Raw genomic sequence first — 13,746 nt, 5'->3', positions numbered from 1 at the left:
CGAGTGTGATAGGTCTTGAAGTATTTCATTAGCATAATGATTTCGTCTGGTGAGGAATATTTTCTTGCTTTACACTGAGCAATAGACAAATATCAGCCCCTTTTTCTGTCGCTGTGCTTTTGGTGCCGCAGAACGGTTTATTCACTCATGCTTAAGTTGGTCACTCAGCAATGAAAATAGGTATTTTATCCCAATTCCCCCAGTTGTATTCAACACAACGTTTAGTCGCGGCTTGCCAAAGTCGTGGACATGAAGCGGTCGTGATCAATACGCTGAATTGCTATATGAATATTAATTCTATTAAACCTAGCATTCATTATGAAGGTACTGAATTAGTTGGGTTTGATGCCATCATTCCGCGTATTCATGCTAGCGTGACTTTTTATGGTTGTGCCGTTGTACGTCAGTTTGAAATGATGGGCGTATATGCCGCGAATGATTCAATCTCCATTGCGCGTTCGCGGGACAAATTGCGGGCACTGCAACTACTTTCCCGCAAAGGGATTGGCATGCCAGTGACGGGTTTTGCCAATAAGCCAAATGATATCCCAGATCTCATCAATATGGTGGGCGGCGCTCCGTTAGTCATTAAATTACTCGAAGGCACTCAAGGGATTGGTGTCGTACTCGCTGAAACTAAAACGGCTGCTGAGAGCGTGATTGAAGCATTCTTGGGGCTCAAAGCGAATATCTTAGTGCAGGAATACATTAAAGAATCCAATGGTAGTGATATTCGTTGTTTTGTTGTCGGTGACAAGGTTGTTGCTTCGATGAAGCGTCAAGGTCCCGAGGGCGATTTCCGCTCTAATCTGCATTTAGGGGGTTGTGGTGAGGTGGTAAAAATCACCTCTGTTGAGCGTAAAATGGCTATTGCCGCTGTGAAGGCGATGGGATTGGTTGTCGCGGGAGTAGATATTTTACGTTCTAACCGTGGCCCACTGATCCTTGAGGTTAATTCGGCGCCAGGCATTGAAGGGATTGAGCAAACAACAGGGATTTCAGTGACTGAGCCTATTGTTGAATATATTGAGAAAATGGTTGCGGCCCGTAAAACAAACCGGTCAATTATTGCCTAGTAGGTGATGGTGATCAAACGACGCCACTTTTTAAGGTGGCGTTTTTTATGTTTAGAGCTTATAGATCAAAACTGTAGGAATATCCGAGTACTAGTTTGGCATCATCATCGGTGAGATCGGTATCTGAGACCATAAATGACACTGTGCCTATGCTGGTATCTGCGCTGAGAGTCACGTTATAGTCGGCATAATTATCTTCGCCAAACCAAGATTGGACGACATCACCGCTTGAGTAACCATAGTGCACTGATAAACTCAGCTTTTCAGTGAGAGGAACGGATACCGTCGCGGCAAGATAACTGAGATCTTTATTATCTAAAGGATCGGCGGCCAGATCGTCACCGGCATTGATGACTTGGGAGTAAGCAAGTTCGAGCCATTTCCACGTGACAGCAGCATGGAGCTCACCAAAATCAATACTGCCTGGTGCGTCTGGATAGGCGTAGTAGAGATAGCCAAAGTCGTAGCTGATGTCTTCGGTAATACTGCCGCCATAACCCGCATATAGATCAAGCTCGTAGCTAGTATCATCACCAAAATCCACATTCGATGCCCAAGTTCCCGCATAAAATCCAGAATCGTGGCTGTAGTCAAGGCCACCTTGGATTGCGACTGCATCTTTAGTTTGGGTCGCACCGCGCCATAGGTAATTAGAGGTACCGCCAATGTTGCCTGATACGGCTGCAAAGGCGTTGCCTGCCAGTAACATTCCCGTCGATAAGGCCAAAACGCTGTACAGTGATTTCTTCATGCTCATCCCCTCGATTGACTTATTTATCGATTCACCATTGGCACACTCAAAGTCAGCTGTGTTCATTAGTGCATCTTGGTTTTTTTCTAAGGAAGGATTTGCTAATCACATGCCACTATTACAATGCCATGTAAAACAAAGGATTAGAGCTTGCAATGTTGATGAAATGTTTTTATTTGCCAGTTTGTGGGGCAGAGGCGCACTTTTGTTGTGCAAAAAATATTCAGTGCTTCACTGGGATTGGGCAAAAAAAACGCCTCACAATGGAGGCGTTGTATTGAATTTTATAACTTAGTTTACGCTGTCACGTAGGGTTTTACCCGCTTTAAACTTAGGCACTGTCGCTTCAGCAATTTGAATTTCTTTACCCGTTTGTGGGTTACGGCCAGTGCGAGCGGCACGAGTCGCTGTTTCAAAAGAACCGAAACCTACGATGGAGATTTTGTCACCATTTTTCATTGATTCGGTAATAGCTGCTTCAAAAGACTTCAATGCGCGTGCTGCTTCTACTTTCGTTAGATCGGCATTTTCTGCAATTTTGGCGATTAGTTCAGTTTTGTTCATTTTTATTGTCTCTTCTTTCCGTAGATTTATTTGAAATAAGCGTGCCTAACATGCCATAAGGTTTAACGCTTGGAAAGCCTTTTGCGTCTAGCGTGCAGCAGGATGTTCAGTAAAGCGCAGAATATTTACTCAGTTCGTGACTTAAGTTTTATTCTGGTTTTATTCTTCTAACAGTTGATAGAGTAATTTTTTAACAAGTTTGGGTTCAAAGGGTTTGTCACATAAGGCATTTACACCCGCTTGGGACACATTGCTGAGGTGGGTATCGTTGGCTTCGGAAGACACCATCAAGATGGGAATGTGTGATTGTTGGCTTTCATTGCGGATAAATTGTGTCAAAGCTAGCCCATCTACACTTGGCATATTGTAATCAGTGATCACTAAGTCGAACATATTGTGTTTCATTAACGCTATGGCTTGCGCGCCATCCTCGGCCTCGGTAATCAGCTTCATCCCTAAGTTACCAATCGTACGTTTAATGACGTTTCTTGCCATACGGCTATCATCGACCACTAATACACGCACATCTTGTACATCGAAATTACTCAGGTCGAGTTCATCGTGGCTGAGTAAATCAATCGTGGCATTCAATGCTGTACCTAAATGGTCGGCACTGAAGGGTTTAGGTAGAATCGCTACTACACCCGATTGGCGGAATATTTCAAGTTGCTCACGGCGGCACTCACTCGAGACCAGCATAAATTGGATATCTTTGCAGTCAGCGTTGGCCCTTAAGTAGCCCAAGAGATCGATGGCAGTGCCATCATTAAAATGCATGGCGCTCGCAATAAGGTCAGGTTTATGGCGAGCAATAATATCTTTAGCCGCTTCTATGTTTTCTGCGGTTTGAATGCTGAGAATACCTTCTTGTTGTAAGCGCTGAATAATAATTCGACTTTGTGTCTCTGAAGGTTCTACCAAAAGAATAGAAAGTTCGCTGGGCGATAAATGGCTCATAGTCTACTTCAAGTTAAGAGTCGTAAGTATTTTACTGAGTCGCTAAGCTACGCTATTGATAACAGCTTAGCAACAAAGTCCATTACTGAGTTTGGCGGGTCAAATAGTGTCTCGTGACCTTAGAAAATGCGATCCAATATTGCACGAGTAAAATAACAATAATGCTCACTGTGAGTGGCAACATAGGAATATTGTGACCAGAAACAACCACTTTTACATCCTCAGGGGTAATGCGATAAGCAATAGTTGCTGTAATCCCCAGAGCCGAGAATCCTAAGGTTTGCATGCCAATATAAATCTTCAACACTAAGCTAGACCACGGCGCGCGTATGAGTATGCCAACGAGCACGGGGAGGACACCTAGGGTGAATACATCAAGGGATTGAGTCATCACAGTACGCCAAAGTGCAGCAATGCTGAAGAGGCAATATAACGTGATCAGTAGTATAAGACGTTTAGGCATAGATTGAAGTGCACACCAGTAGCAAAGAAGATGAGCAAGTGTAGGAAATGCCCTAATCCGAGTCCAGTATAACCGTAATATCGTGTAGAATATGCCTTTTTGCTAGAGGCTCTAATAGGTGACGTTTATGACAGAAGTTGAGTTTTGGGGTTTAGTCACGCGAACGGAAGCGGCGCAATCACAGGAGTCTTTGACTCAAGCACTGAAGCAGAAACTTGCCGAATTGAGTAATGAAGAGTTAAAAGCTTTCGATAAAATCTTTGGTCAGCAGATGCGCCGTAGTTATTTGTGGTCTGTTTGGGGGGCGGCCTACATTATTACGGGCTGTGATTCTGAATATGCTTTTGCCGAGTTTAGGTGTTTTTTGATTTCACTCGGTAAAGAAATTTTCGAAGGTGTGGTTAATCAGCCTGACACCCTAGCACGTTTAGTCGCTTGGCCAGAGCGAGATGCCTATGCTTACCCTTTTGTAGATGAATACGACCTTATCGCAGGGCAATTATACGAAGATAGAACTGGTGAGGAACTGCCCTTTATGCCATCGGGCAAGGCGACGCCCGTGGGTAAAAAATTTAGCACTAAGCCCAAGGATTTAAAGCTGCAATACCCTGAACTGAGTGCCCGTTTTCCATTTTAATCTTGGCAATACCTTACGAGCGCAAGCAAGCGTTGGTAGTGACATCGAAGGTCATGCCGTATTTAGGGCAGATGTCGCTCATAAACTCATGTTCTTGCGCGGTTAATTGTTGACTAAAATCTTGCTTAAGCTGCTCTGTCATTTGATGTTCAGCCGCATTTTGCGCCTGAGCCAATTTGCTCAAATGAACAGTCACAGCCTGTTGCTGGCTGATGGTCAATGGTGCGGCATGGCTTGAAAGGCTGATACTTGTTCCGATTGTTAGCAGTGCCAATAAAGCGAGTTTTTGTGAATATGGGTTGAATAGATAAGCCGTTTTTAGGTTCATAGGTTAGCTCCAAGTTAAAAATTACGTTTAACACGTTAGTTCTAAATCGTGCATCCTTAGACGGTAAAGAAAACGAGTTGTACTGTGAGGAGCTGAGTTTATTGTATAAATATTGAACCTATGCTGAATGGTTAGTTAGTGCTCATTCTTCATTTCTTCGCATTGAAATCCTTGCTTACGAGTATCGAACTGGCACATAGATCCACATTCCCAAGGCACATTGTCGTAGAAGGCAGATTGTTCGCGTGCAAAATCGCGGCAAGTATTATAGCTGTCAAAGTTATCGGTTTTTTTATACTTTCCTGAATCATAGCCATGGTTGTAGATAAAGGCTGACCAAGTTTTAGGGCCAGTATTTTTGTCACTCGGGGAGATAAACCAAATCGCACTTACGACGCAGGTAAACAGGATAAGAATGAACACAGGTACAACAGGGAATTTCATTTTTTATTAAGTGGGCAATGTAAACAATAGCGGAAGGATAACGCTTTTTTTGTCGTTATGCGCGTGAAATGTTCACAAATTGATAACTATGCACTTACTTGGTGCAATCTCGATACAAAAAGATACGTATCGGTTGTGATAGTTAAATAATATTTACTTAATTATACAAAAGCTTACGACACATTTGCTGTACTTATATCAGTTTTGCGTTAAGCTCTAGTTCAGGTTAGATTTTGTACTGTGGTTCTCAGAAAGTTATCTAGGCCTTGGAGGCAAACATGAAAATTCAGTCCCTTTTACTCGCAGGTGTATTAAGTTGCAGTGCGGCTTGGGCGGCCGATGAAGCGCCTGTGGATCCCGTCACCGAAGATGGTGTGGTTAAAATTGTTTGGCAAAGTCCTAAAGATTATCGCGATATAAAATCATCAGGGGAGCTCCAATCCCGTTATGAGAAGCGCTTATTTGAGACCTTAACTGAAAACATCAATAAAGAAGCCGCGAAGATTTTAAAGCAAAATCAAAAGCTTGAAATGACCATTACCGATGTTGATCTTGCGGGTGATATGCGTCCAACATTTGGTGCGACCGCCAATGATTTACGCATTATCAAAGACATTTATCCGCCACGTATGACTTTTTCTTATCAAGTCATGGAAAACGATAAAGTGATTATCGCGGGCGATGAAAAACTGTCGGATATGGGGTTTATGGGTGGGATCCAATCTTTAAATGATAAACCTTTTATGTATGAAACCAAAATGTTAACCGAGTGGTTAAAGAAGACGATTGCACCACAACTTTAATGACTCATATCGGGCGGTAATGCTGAGGATTTAAGCTGTTTAGCTATGCCGTTAGTGCCTGAGTGTCGATAATCAGATGATTTTCTAACAGGTAAAATCCGTTATTTGCGGATTTTGCCTGTTTTTTTGCCCTAGCGCTTAAGGTCGATAGACTGTGTTCATGGGCGTTAAAGGTGAGTGCGGGTGGTAAAATGCCTACACACAGACTGATCAATTGATGGTAACAGGCTTCACCTTTTCTATCGTCGGCGAGCATTTCTTGGGCTAGCCAGTGCTCGGCGCTATAAAACAAATGCTTATGGGTTTCAAAATCCGCAAGAATTCGCTGGCAACGGCTGATCATATGCTCACAGGTGCTGATAATGACAAAGTCATCGCCGCCGACATGGCCAACAAAGCAATTGTCGCTTTTATACTTCAGTAACAGATTCGCCACTTCACAAATCACTTCATCACCACGGCAAAATCCATAAATATCGTTATATGGCTTAAAGTTACACAGATCAAAATAGGCTAGATAAAAATGTTTCTTTTGGATCTTAAGGCGTTTTAATTCCTCTTGAATGGGCACATTACCCGGCAAGTCTGTAAGAGGATTTGCATGGCGCGCCATCTTAATTCTGTGCTCTGTGATCCTTTGTAGCAGATCCTTGGTATGGCCTATGCCGAGTAGTTTACCACGGCGAAGGATAATGAACTGTTGCGCTACCGTATTAGCACTCTCTGAGGTCAGTAATTGACTTACGATGGATAATGGTTCGTTGGCCTCAATCTGGATGACTTGCGGGTCCATCACTTCACTCACAGCATGATTTTCATGTAAGGCGCGACCATAGGGTGTGCTGAAGAGTTCAAGTAAGGTCGCGCGGCTGATAATACCGAGTGGCAACTGGTTATCGACCACTACAACCGCCTGTAATGCAGGTTGCGAGATAAAGGTGTCACTTAAAAATTTGAGTTTAAGTGTGGGCACTACGGTTATGGCGCTCGTGCACAGGCTCTCGGCCGATTCGCTGTATCTAGGTTGAATTTGAGTATTGCTTGGCACTAAGGTCGCTTTCATCGCGCGGCAGGGGAGCACTTCTGGGCGACCGAGTAAGTAGCCTTGGCAATAGACGATACCCAGTTGTTTGAGTACGGCTAATTCCTCTTGCGTTTCAATTCCTTCGGCTATCACTTTGCAGGTTAAACTTTGGCATAACTCCACAATCGAGCGGACAAATTCCTGTTTGACGGGAGTCGAATCAATCTGATGGATAAAGTGACGGTCGATTTTGACATAGTCAGGTGACAATTCTGACCAGAGTCTCAGACCCGAATAACCAGCACCTAAGTCATCGATGGCCGTTAAAAAACCTTGGCTACGATAGTGATTTAAGCAGGATTTGAGTAAATCGATATCATCGGCGGGGTATTGTTCTGACAGTTCAATCACAACCTGTGATGGCGCTATGCCGAGTTGTTGCAACAGTTGTAAGGTCATGCCCTTGGGGTGGGCGGGATCTAATAATGCCTTGGGCGAGATATTGATAAACAGCTTGCCTTGAAACTGGCGCAACTTAAATTGCTCGAGTGAAATACGGCGACAAAGGGTTTCTAGCTCGCTTAATTTACCTTGATGTTCGGCGGTCTGAAATAGCGGGACTGGGGAGTATAACGGGCTGTGTTCAGGGCCACGGCTTAACGCCTCAAAACCATGAATTTTATGTTCTAATATATTGAAAATTGGCTGAAATAAGGGATTGATTGCAGCTTTAGAGATTATTTTATCGAGCTCTTTAGCCAGATCTAAACTTGTCATTACGTCAGCCCCTTCGTCTATGTGAGCGGAGTCTATGACTTAGAAATGACAAAATGATGACAGTTTTTGGGAAGCTTAGTGCTATCTATCTGTGTTGGTGGGCTTGAATAGATATACCATGGAAAGAGCTGAAATCTAAGGTGAGTTTCAGCTCCTAATCTCGGTTTAGCTTTGCTTCTTAAAGGCCTGCAATGTTTGCAGTAATGCGCCTAACTGACGCACATAGGTTTCGAGTTCTTTAGGATCGAGCGTTTGATGTTCTTCCATGCGAGTTAAGTCATCGACCAACTCTTGCACATAGGGCAGAAAGCGATTACTCGAAGCGATAAAACCTTGTTCTGCCGTGAATATGCTGGTGAAGTTTCCATGGCCAGCTTTCTTTAGCTCATCTAACTTAGCGTCGGCGTCTATGGCTTGGCGATAGGCGATTTGAAGATTTTCTTTCAGTTGCTCTACAACCTTGGTATGTGGCATAACAGCGTCTCATTGCAAAATTTGCAGGAATTATAAGGGGCAAAGGATATGGCAACAAGCCAATGGCGACTAATTGCATTAATCAGTTTTCTGGCGTTAGCGGGTTTGAGCACAAAAGTGGCGGGTGCAGAAACCGATAAACCACCATTTTATCAAGTGCAATGGCAAGGCAAGAGTGCGTATTTGCTAGGTTCGATTCATATTGGACGTGCCGACTTTTATCCTTTACCCACCCAAATTGAAACCGCGTTGGGTAAAGCTAAGGGCTTAGTCGTAGAAGTCGATATCAATAAAGTCGATAACACAGCCTTACTGCAGCAATACGGCCGCGCCGATAAAACTAAGGGTTTAGATTGGCAGAGCCGAGATAAGCAAACGGTCGAGAGCATGACGCCCTATTGCGCGGCCACGGCAAATGTTTGTCAGTCGATACAATCTTTCGCACCTTGGCTGCAGGCTACTCAAGTTAACTTATTGCGTTATAACGACTTAGGTTACAGCACGGATTATGGCGTTGATATGCAGTTGATGGCTCGATATGCGACTTTGCCTGTGTATCCGTTGGAAACTGCCGAGTCACAATTTCAATTGTTAGCGTCTTTTAATAGTCAAGAGCAGTGGTCTATGGTGCGTGAGGCGATTAGCGCATCGGATGCGGAGCTTTTATCGTTAATAACGGCTTGGCGTTCAGGTAATGAAACTGAGCTTGATTCCATAATGCAGGAGCAAATGGGCGGCGAGGGCGACACTAAAATGCTAGAGAAAATCCTCTGGCAGCGAAACCATGTGATGGCCGATGGCATTATAAAATTAATGGGCTCGACTGATGTGACTTCACCTTTGTTTGTGGTGGTTGGTGCTGGCCATGTGGTAGGGGATAAAAGCGTGGTGCAATTGCTAGAGCAAGCAGGCGCCAAAGTGAGCGCCTGCTGGAAACAGACTTGTCAGTAATCGTTTAGGCAGCGCGTTTGTAACGACGCGCGTTCACACTGCAAAGCTTTGCCCTAAAAAGTGCACATATCGGCCGAGGGAAATATAGGGTTCGCGTTGCGAGTACTCCAGCTCCATTTGTAGCAGCTTGTGATAGTCGAAATCCGCAGGCTGACTCTTTTTCAAATAGTCGTGGATTACACGCACGCCAGACTGGCTGATGAGTGACATTTGCCATTCGCTAAACCAATCTTTAACTTCTTGAATATAAAGTGGATGAGTGGGAGTTAGTCGCACTTTCTTCTTCACTTTTAAATCAGCGGCGACGTAATCGAAATTGCCCGACACTAAAGCATGAAAGCGCATGGCTTCTTTGTTGTAAAACATCAAAGAGAATAATCCGCCGGGTTTTAGCATAGTAAGTAAACCCGCTACAGTGGGCTTAGCATCCGTTAACCATTCAACGACCGCATGACACAGTATGATATCGAAATAACCATGGTTATCGACCGATAATGCTTGGATAGGCGCATGGATAAGCTGGATAGCTAATGGTTCAGGGGAGGCATCAATTTGTTCTTTGGCTTGAGCCAGCATCTCAGCAGAGATATCGCAGAGTACAACTTCGTGGCCGAGGCGCGCTAATCTTTGGCTAAAGTAACCAAAACCACCGCCCGCATCTAATACTCTGAGTTTTTTATCCCCCAGTTTTGCCAGCGCGGGGACGAGGTCGCGCCATAGCACTGCGGCACGAATTTCGCCCTTGGGCGTACCATAGATGTTTTTCGCAAATTTTTGCGCGAGCTTATCAAAATTCTTATCTTGCACGTGATAACTAGGTTAAAGAGAGTGGAACGATAGTGTGGCACAGTCGTAAATTTTTCGCACTCTGGAGATGTTATTGCCGAGTTGAGATGGATAAATTTGCATCGTTAATTTTTAATCTATTGATTTTATTAATAGTAATTATTCCTACTAAACTTAGGGATACACAGAACTCTGTGCTCTGGGTTATAATCACGCCGTTTTCGCCAAACCTGACTCTATATACCCAAGCGACCTGAAGATACGAGTTTCAGAGCGCCTAGGGTGCTTCAATTCAAGGCGCATCAATGACAGAATGCGACCACCTTTTGAATTGATGCAACACGGAAGTGAAGTGCCCTAGGCGCTCCGTCCCGGCGGGTTTTAACGCACTTTATGCTGTGTTGGTTGTTTTGAACTTAGTCCACTAGGTCCGCAAATAACCGCAATCGCCATGGATGGCGTGAATGCCATTTATGCAGGAGCAATAAAGGGCCTTGCCTAAAGTGCGTTAAATTCCCGCTGAATCCTGCATTTTCAGGTTGTTTGGGTATAGTTGTCCATTCGGAGAGTCAGCATCAGCCCTTATTAAGACGCAGCACTGCCTGTTTTACACTCGTTATCAGCTTGATTGATCAGACGTTACTCGTCTGTGCGGGGTAATTTATGGCAATGTATTTTTGTGCCAAGGGATAGTTAATTAAAAGGTACTCAGACTTGAATAATGCATATTGTGTTGAATTGAACGCGATGCCGTCGCTGTTTTCTCTTTATCGCAAGATCTTCTTTGGCCGTAAGCCTGGTTGGGATCAACAGCCGTTGCCCCAAATCAAGGTGACCGCGCCGCATGTGACTGTGTCTGAAGCTAAAGTAAGCCAATATGCGCAGGTGTGTGGTTTTCAATTTGACGGTAAAGTTCTACCGCCAACCTATCTCTATGTGATGGCATTTCGCCTGCATGCGGTGATCTTTACCCACGATGGGATCACTTTCCCACTGCTTGGGATGATCCACCTTAAGAATCGTATTCAAGTGTATCGGCCTGTGACGGTGGACGAGACTTTCTCCCTCGAGTGCGCTTTGACCACGAGCCGCGAGACGGATTCTGGCTTAGAGTTTGAATTTGTGTCTAAGGCGTTTGTGGATGAAGAACTCGTCTGGGAATCGCTATCCACCTATTTATATCGTATCGATGTTGCTGGGCGTCGCGTTCGCCCACCTAAAGCCATTGATATGGCATGGGAAACACCACAAAGCTGGAGTTTGAGTGAAGATTTAGGTCGTCGTTATGCTAAGGCATCTGGCGATTATAACTTGATCCATCTGCATCCCGTGCTTTCAAAGCGTTTTGGCTTTGATCGAGTGCTCGCCCATGGCATGTGGTCTAAGGCCCGTTGTTTAGCAGAGTTGATGCCAAGTATTGGCGATCGTCCATTCACTGTGGACGTGACCTTTAAGCTGCCACTTTTGATGCCTGCCGATGTTGGATTTGGCTATGAGCAGAATGCTAATAATATGGTATTTGAATTACGTGACAGCAAAGGCCGTCGACCTCATTTAAGTGGCGATGTGCAGTTTTAAGCCGAACTCAATAATACATACAACAACGGCGCCTTCTGGCGCCGTTGTTTATGGTTGTTGCTTTTGAGAAACAAAAATCAAGGTACGCTGTGACCCATAGATGTCTGCCAGATACTGAACCATTGCTGGCGTCGAGCTGGATCTCATTTGAGGCAACGGCACTCTTGAGCCGCTCGGACGCAGGGCAGATTATTTGATGCAGATTAAGGAATCGCTCATTAACCCTTTCGACGGCTATATATCTTAAAGCCAATCACCTAATATCCGCCCTATTCAATGAGTGTTGTGCTTAGCAACCCCTCATACTAAACCAAAGCGTATTTGAAAGGGAGAAATCGACGCATGCTGACAGATATGGATATTTCGAATCGCGCTAGCCTAAAAGACATTAATGAACTGGGCGCCGACTTAGGTCTATTACCCGAAGAGATGATGCAATTTGGTCACACTAAAGCCAAGGTCGAGCTCAGTGTGTTGCAGCGTTTGGCTGGGCAGCGTAAAGGCAAATTGATTATCGTCACCGCAGTCACGCCTACGCCTCACGGTGAAGGTAAAACAGTGACTAGCATTGGCTTAACGCAATCGTTAAATGCCATAGGCAAAAAGGCCTGTGCCTGTATTCGCCAGCCCAGCATGGGGCCTGTATTTGGGGTAAAAGGTGGCGCTGCGGGTGGCGGTTATGCGCAAGTGGTACCCATGCAGGAGATGAATTTACATCTCACGGGTGATATTCATGCCGTGAGCAGTGCCCACAATTTAGGGGCTGCAGCGATTGCGGCGCGGCTATTTCATGAAGCGCGCTTAGGTAAGGCGGAATTTGAGGCGCAATCTGGGCAAGCGTTTTTGGATATCGATCCCAGTGAGATCCGTTGGCACCGAGTGGTCGATCACAACGATCGCTGTCTTAGGCAAATCCAGGTGGGCTTAGGCGATAATAATGGCCCAGAGTACGCCTCCAGTTTTGATATCACCGCCGCCTCAGAGTTAATGGCGATTTTAGCCTTAAGTCATAATTTGGCGGATATGCGGGCGCGGATCGGTCGTTTAGTGCTGGCCTTAAATACCCAAGGGCAAGTGATCACTGCCGAAGACTTAGGTGTCGCTGGCGCGATGACGGCCATCATGGCGGATGCGATAAAGCCGACGTTAATGCAGACTTTAAATGGTTCAGCTTGCCTTATCCATGCGGGACCCTTTGCCAATATTGCCCACGGTAATTCATCCATTATTGCTGATGATATCGCCCTCAGACTGGCGGATTTTGTGGTGACTGAAGCTGGTTTTGGCTCAGATATGGGCTTTGAAAAGTTCTGTAATATCAAGGTGCGTCAATCGGGTCAGGTGCCGGCCGCCGCTGTGCTGGTCACCACCTTAAAAGCGCTGAAGGCCAATAGTGGTTTGGTGTCTGAGTCAGATATCAATCTACCAGATCAGGCTCGACTCGAAGCAGGCTTTGCAAATTTAAACTGGCATATCAATAATGTGGCTCGCTATGGTATTCCTGTGGTGGTTGCCATTAACCGTTTCGCCACTGACACTGATGCCGAGTTGCAATGGCTAACTGAAGCCGTCAACGCGAGCAGCGCCTTTGGCTGTGAGGTCAGCGATGCTTTTAGCCAAGGGGAGGCTGGCGCTGTCGCCTTAGCGCAGACTGTGGTTCGCGCCGCTGAAACCGAGAGTCAGTTCAAGCTGTTATATTCAGATGAAGCCTCATTGGAGGCTAAGTTATCCACCTTAGCCGAGGTGGGGTATGGCGCAGCGGGCGTTAGCCTTTCTATCGAGGCCAAACAACAGGCGCAGCAGCTGACCGTATTAGGTTATGGACATTTGCCCCTGTGTATGGCCAAAACGCCGTTATCAATTAGTCACGATCCTAGCTTAAAGGGCGTTCCTCAGGACTTTGAGATCCCAGTGCGTGGTTTAGTCTTGCATGCTGGTGCGGGGTTTATTACCGCCTTGGTGGGGAATGTGATGACTATGCCAGGACTTGGGCTGAAACCGGGTTACTTAAAAATTGATATTGATGCGCAAGGTGAGATAGTCGGCTTAGGCTAACACTGATGCAGAGATTTATAGGCCAGAGATAAAAATAAGGGCGAGCTCATTGCAACGCCCTTCTTCTCTCGTTTAACG

Annotated in this window: 15 protein-coding genes and 1 pseudogene; 6 read left to right on the top strand and 10 right to left on the bottom strand. The window is 45.3% G+C overall.

Going from position 1 to position 13,746, the window contains the following annotated elements; all coding sequences use genetic code 11:
* Nucleotides 1-170: 170 nt before the first annotated feature.
* Nucleotides 171-1,076, top strand: coding sequence for a 30S ribosomal protein S6--L-glutamate ligase (gene rimK / locus ACHA99_RS19950; protein WP_113939182.1), 906 nt, complete (start codon nt 171-173; stop codon nt 1,074-1,076).
* 58 nt (nt 1,077-1,134) lie between these two features.
* On the opposite strand, the gene ACHA99_RS19945 is transcribed toward rimK, so the two are convergent.
* From ACHA99_RS19945 to ACHA99_RS19930, 4 genes are all read right to left on the bottom strand, one after another.
* Complete coding sequence (locus ACHA99_RS19945; RefSeq protein WP_393944569.1) at nt 1,135-1,827, bottom strand: TorF family putative porin; 693 nt, start codon at nt 1,825-1,827, stop codon at nt 1,135-1,137.
* 291 nt (nt 1,828-2,118) lie between these two features.
* Nucleotides 2,119-2,391, bottom strand: coding sequence for an HU family DNA-binding protein (locus tag ACHA99_RS19940; protein ID WP_006079990.1), 273 nt, complete (start codon nt 2,389-2,391; stop codon nt 2,119-2,121).
* A gap of 159 nt (nt 2,392-2,550) precedes the next feature.
* Entirely contained in the window at nt 2,551-3,348 is a 798-nt protein-coding gene (locus ACHA99_RS19935) for a response regulator (protein ID WP_393944566.1), read from the bottom strand.
* An 82-nt stretch (nt 3,349-3,430) separates the two neighbouring features.
* Nucleotides 3,431-3,811: a hypothetical protein gene (locus ACHA99_RS19930; protein WP_393944564.1), complete on the bottom strand. Its 381-nt coding sequence runs from the start codon at nt 3,809-3,811 to the stop codon at nt 3,431-3,433.
* 127 nt (nt 3,812-3,938) lie between these two features.
* Between ACHA99_RS19930 and ACHA99_RS19925 the strand changes: the two genes are divergently transcribed.
* A complete protein-coding gene (locus ACHA99_RS19925; RefSeq protein WP_113939178.1) occupies nt 3,939-4,448 on the top strand; it encodes a DUF4240 domain-containing protein in 510 nt (169 codons plus the stop codon).
* A gap of 13 nt (nt 4,449-4,461) precedes the next feature.
* On the opposite strand, the gene ACHA99_RS19920 is transcribed toward ACHA99_RS19925, so the two are convergent.
* Together ACHA99_RS19920 and ACHA99_RS19915 are read right to left on the bottom strand one after the other, a co-directional pair.
* On the bottom strand, nt 4,462-4,776 hold the full coding sequence (locus ACHA99_RS19920) for a hypothetical protein (RefSeq protein WP_393944562.1): 315 nt from the start codon (nt 4,774-4,776) through the stop codon (nt 4,462-4,464).
* Between the two features lie 135 nt (nt 4,777-4,911).
* Nucleotides 4,912-5,220 (bottom strand): hypothetical protein, encoded by a 309-nt coding sequence (locus tag ACHA99_RS19915; protein ID WP_105250308.1) that lies wholly within the window; start codon nt 5,218-5,220, stop codon nt 4,912-4,914.
* Nucleotides 5,221-5,498: 278 nt separating this feature from the next.
* On the opposite strand from ACHA99_RS19915, the gene ACHA99_RS19910 reads away from it, so the two are divergent.
* Entirely contained in the window at nt 5,499-6,023 is a 525-nt protein-coding gene (locus ACHA99_RS19910) for a DUF3016 domain-containing protein (protein WP_219234761.1), read from the top strand.
* Nucleotides 6,024-6,066: 43 nt separating this feature from the next.
* Here ACHA99_RS19910 and ACHA99_RS19905 read toward each other — a convergent pair whose 3' ends face one another.
* Both ACHA99_RS19905 and ACHA99_RS19900 read right to left on the bottom strand, forming a co-directional pair.
* On the bottom strand, nt 6,067-7,824 hold the full coding sequence (locus ACHA99_RS19905) for a GGDEF domain-containing protein (RefSeq protein WP_393944559.1): 1,758 nt from the start codon (nt 7,822-7,824) through the stop codon (nt 6,067-6,069).
* A gap of 165 nt (nt 7,825-7,989) precedes the next feature.
* The gene (locus ACHA99_RS19900) at nt 7,990-8,298 is read right to left on the bottom strand and encodes a prephenate dehydrogenase (RefSeq protein ID WP_263171810.1); all 309 of its coding nucleotides are present in this window, start codon (nt 8,296-8,298) and stop codon (nt 7,990-7,992) included.
* A 48-nt stretch (nt 8,299-8,346) separates the two neighbouring features.
* On the opposite strand from ACHA99_RS19900, the gene ACHA99_RS19895 reads away from it, so the two are divergent.
* Nucleotides 8,347-9,249: a TraB/GumN family protein gene (locus ACHA99_RS19895; RefSeq protein ID WP_393944557.1), complete on the top strand. Its 903-nt coding sequence runs from the start codon at nt 8,347-8,349 to the stop codon at nt 9,247-9,249.
* 33 nt (nt 9,250-9,282) lie between these two features.
* Here ACHA99_RS19895 and ACHA99_RS19890 read toward each other — a convergent pair whose 3' ends face one another.
* Complete coding sequence (locus tag ACHA99_RS19890; RefSeq protein WP_198571971.1) at nt 9,283-10,056, bottom strand: methyltransferase domain-containing protein; 774 nt, start codon at nt 10,054-10,056, stop codon at nt 9,283-9,285.
* 726 nt (nt 10,057-10,782) lie between these two features.
* On the opposite strand from ACHA99_RS19890, the gene ACHA99_RS19885 reads away from it, so the two are divergent.
* Nucleotides 10,783-11,613 (top strand): MaoC/PaaZ C-terminal domain-containing protein, encoded by an 831-nt coding sequence (locus ACHA99_RS19885; protein ID WP_306685429.1) that lies wholly within the window; start codon nt 10,783-10,785, stop codon nt 11,611-11,613.
* 77 nt (nt 11,614-11,690) lie between these two features.
* Here the strand turns inward: ACHA99_RS19885 and ACHA99_RS19880 are convergent.
* Nucleotides 11,691-11,788 (bottom strand): annotated as a pseudogene (locus ACHA99_RS19880) (oxidoreductase); the annotation flags it as partial.
* A 167-nt stretch (nt 11,789-11,955) separates the two neighbouring features.
* Here ACHA99_RS19880 and ACHA99_RS19875 point away from each other — a divergent pair.
* Nucleotides 11,956-13,668 (top strand): formate--tetrahydrofolate ligase, encoded by a 1,713-nt coding sequence (locus tag ACHA99_RS19875; RefSeq protein WP_393944555.1) that lies wholly within the window; start codon nt 11,956-11,958, stop codon nt 13,666-13,668.
* The last annotated feature ends 78 nt before the right edge of the window (nt 13,669-13,746 follow it).

The organism is Shewanella sp. S23-S33 (assembly GCF_043359565.1).
Classification (GTDB): Bacteria; Pseudomonadota; Gammaproteobacteria; order Enterobacterales; family Shewanellaceae; genus Shewanella; species Shewanella oncorhynchi.
This window is presented reverse-complemented; position numbering and strand designations above follow the sequence as displayed.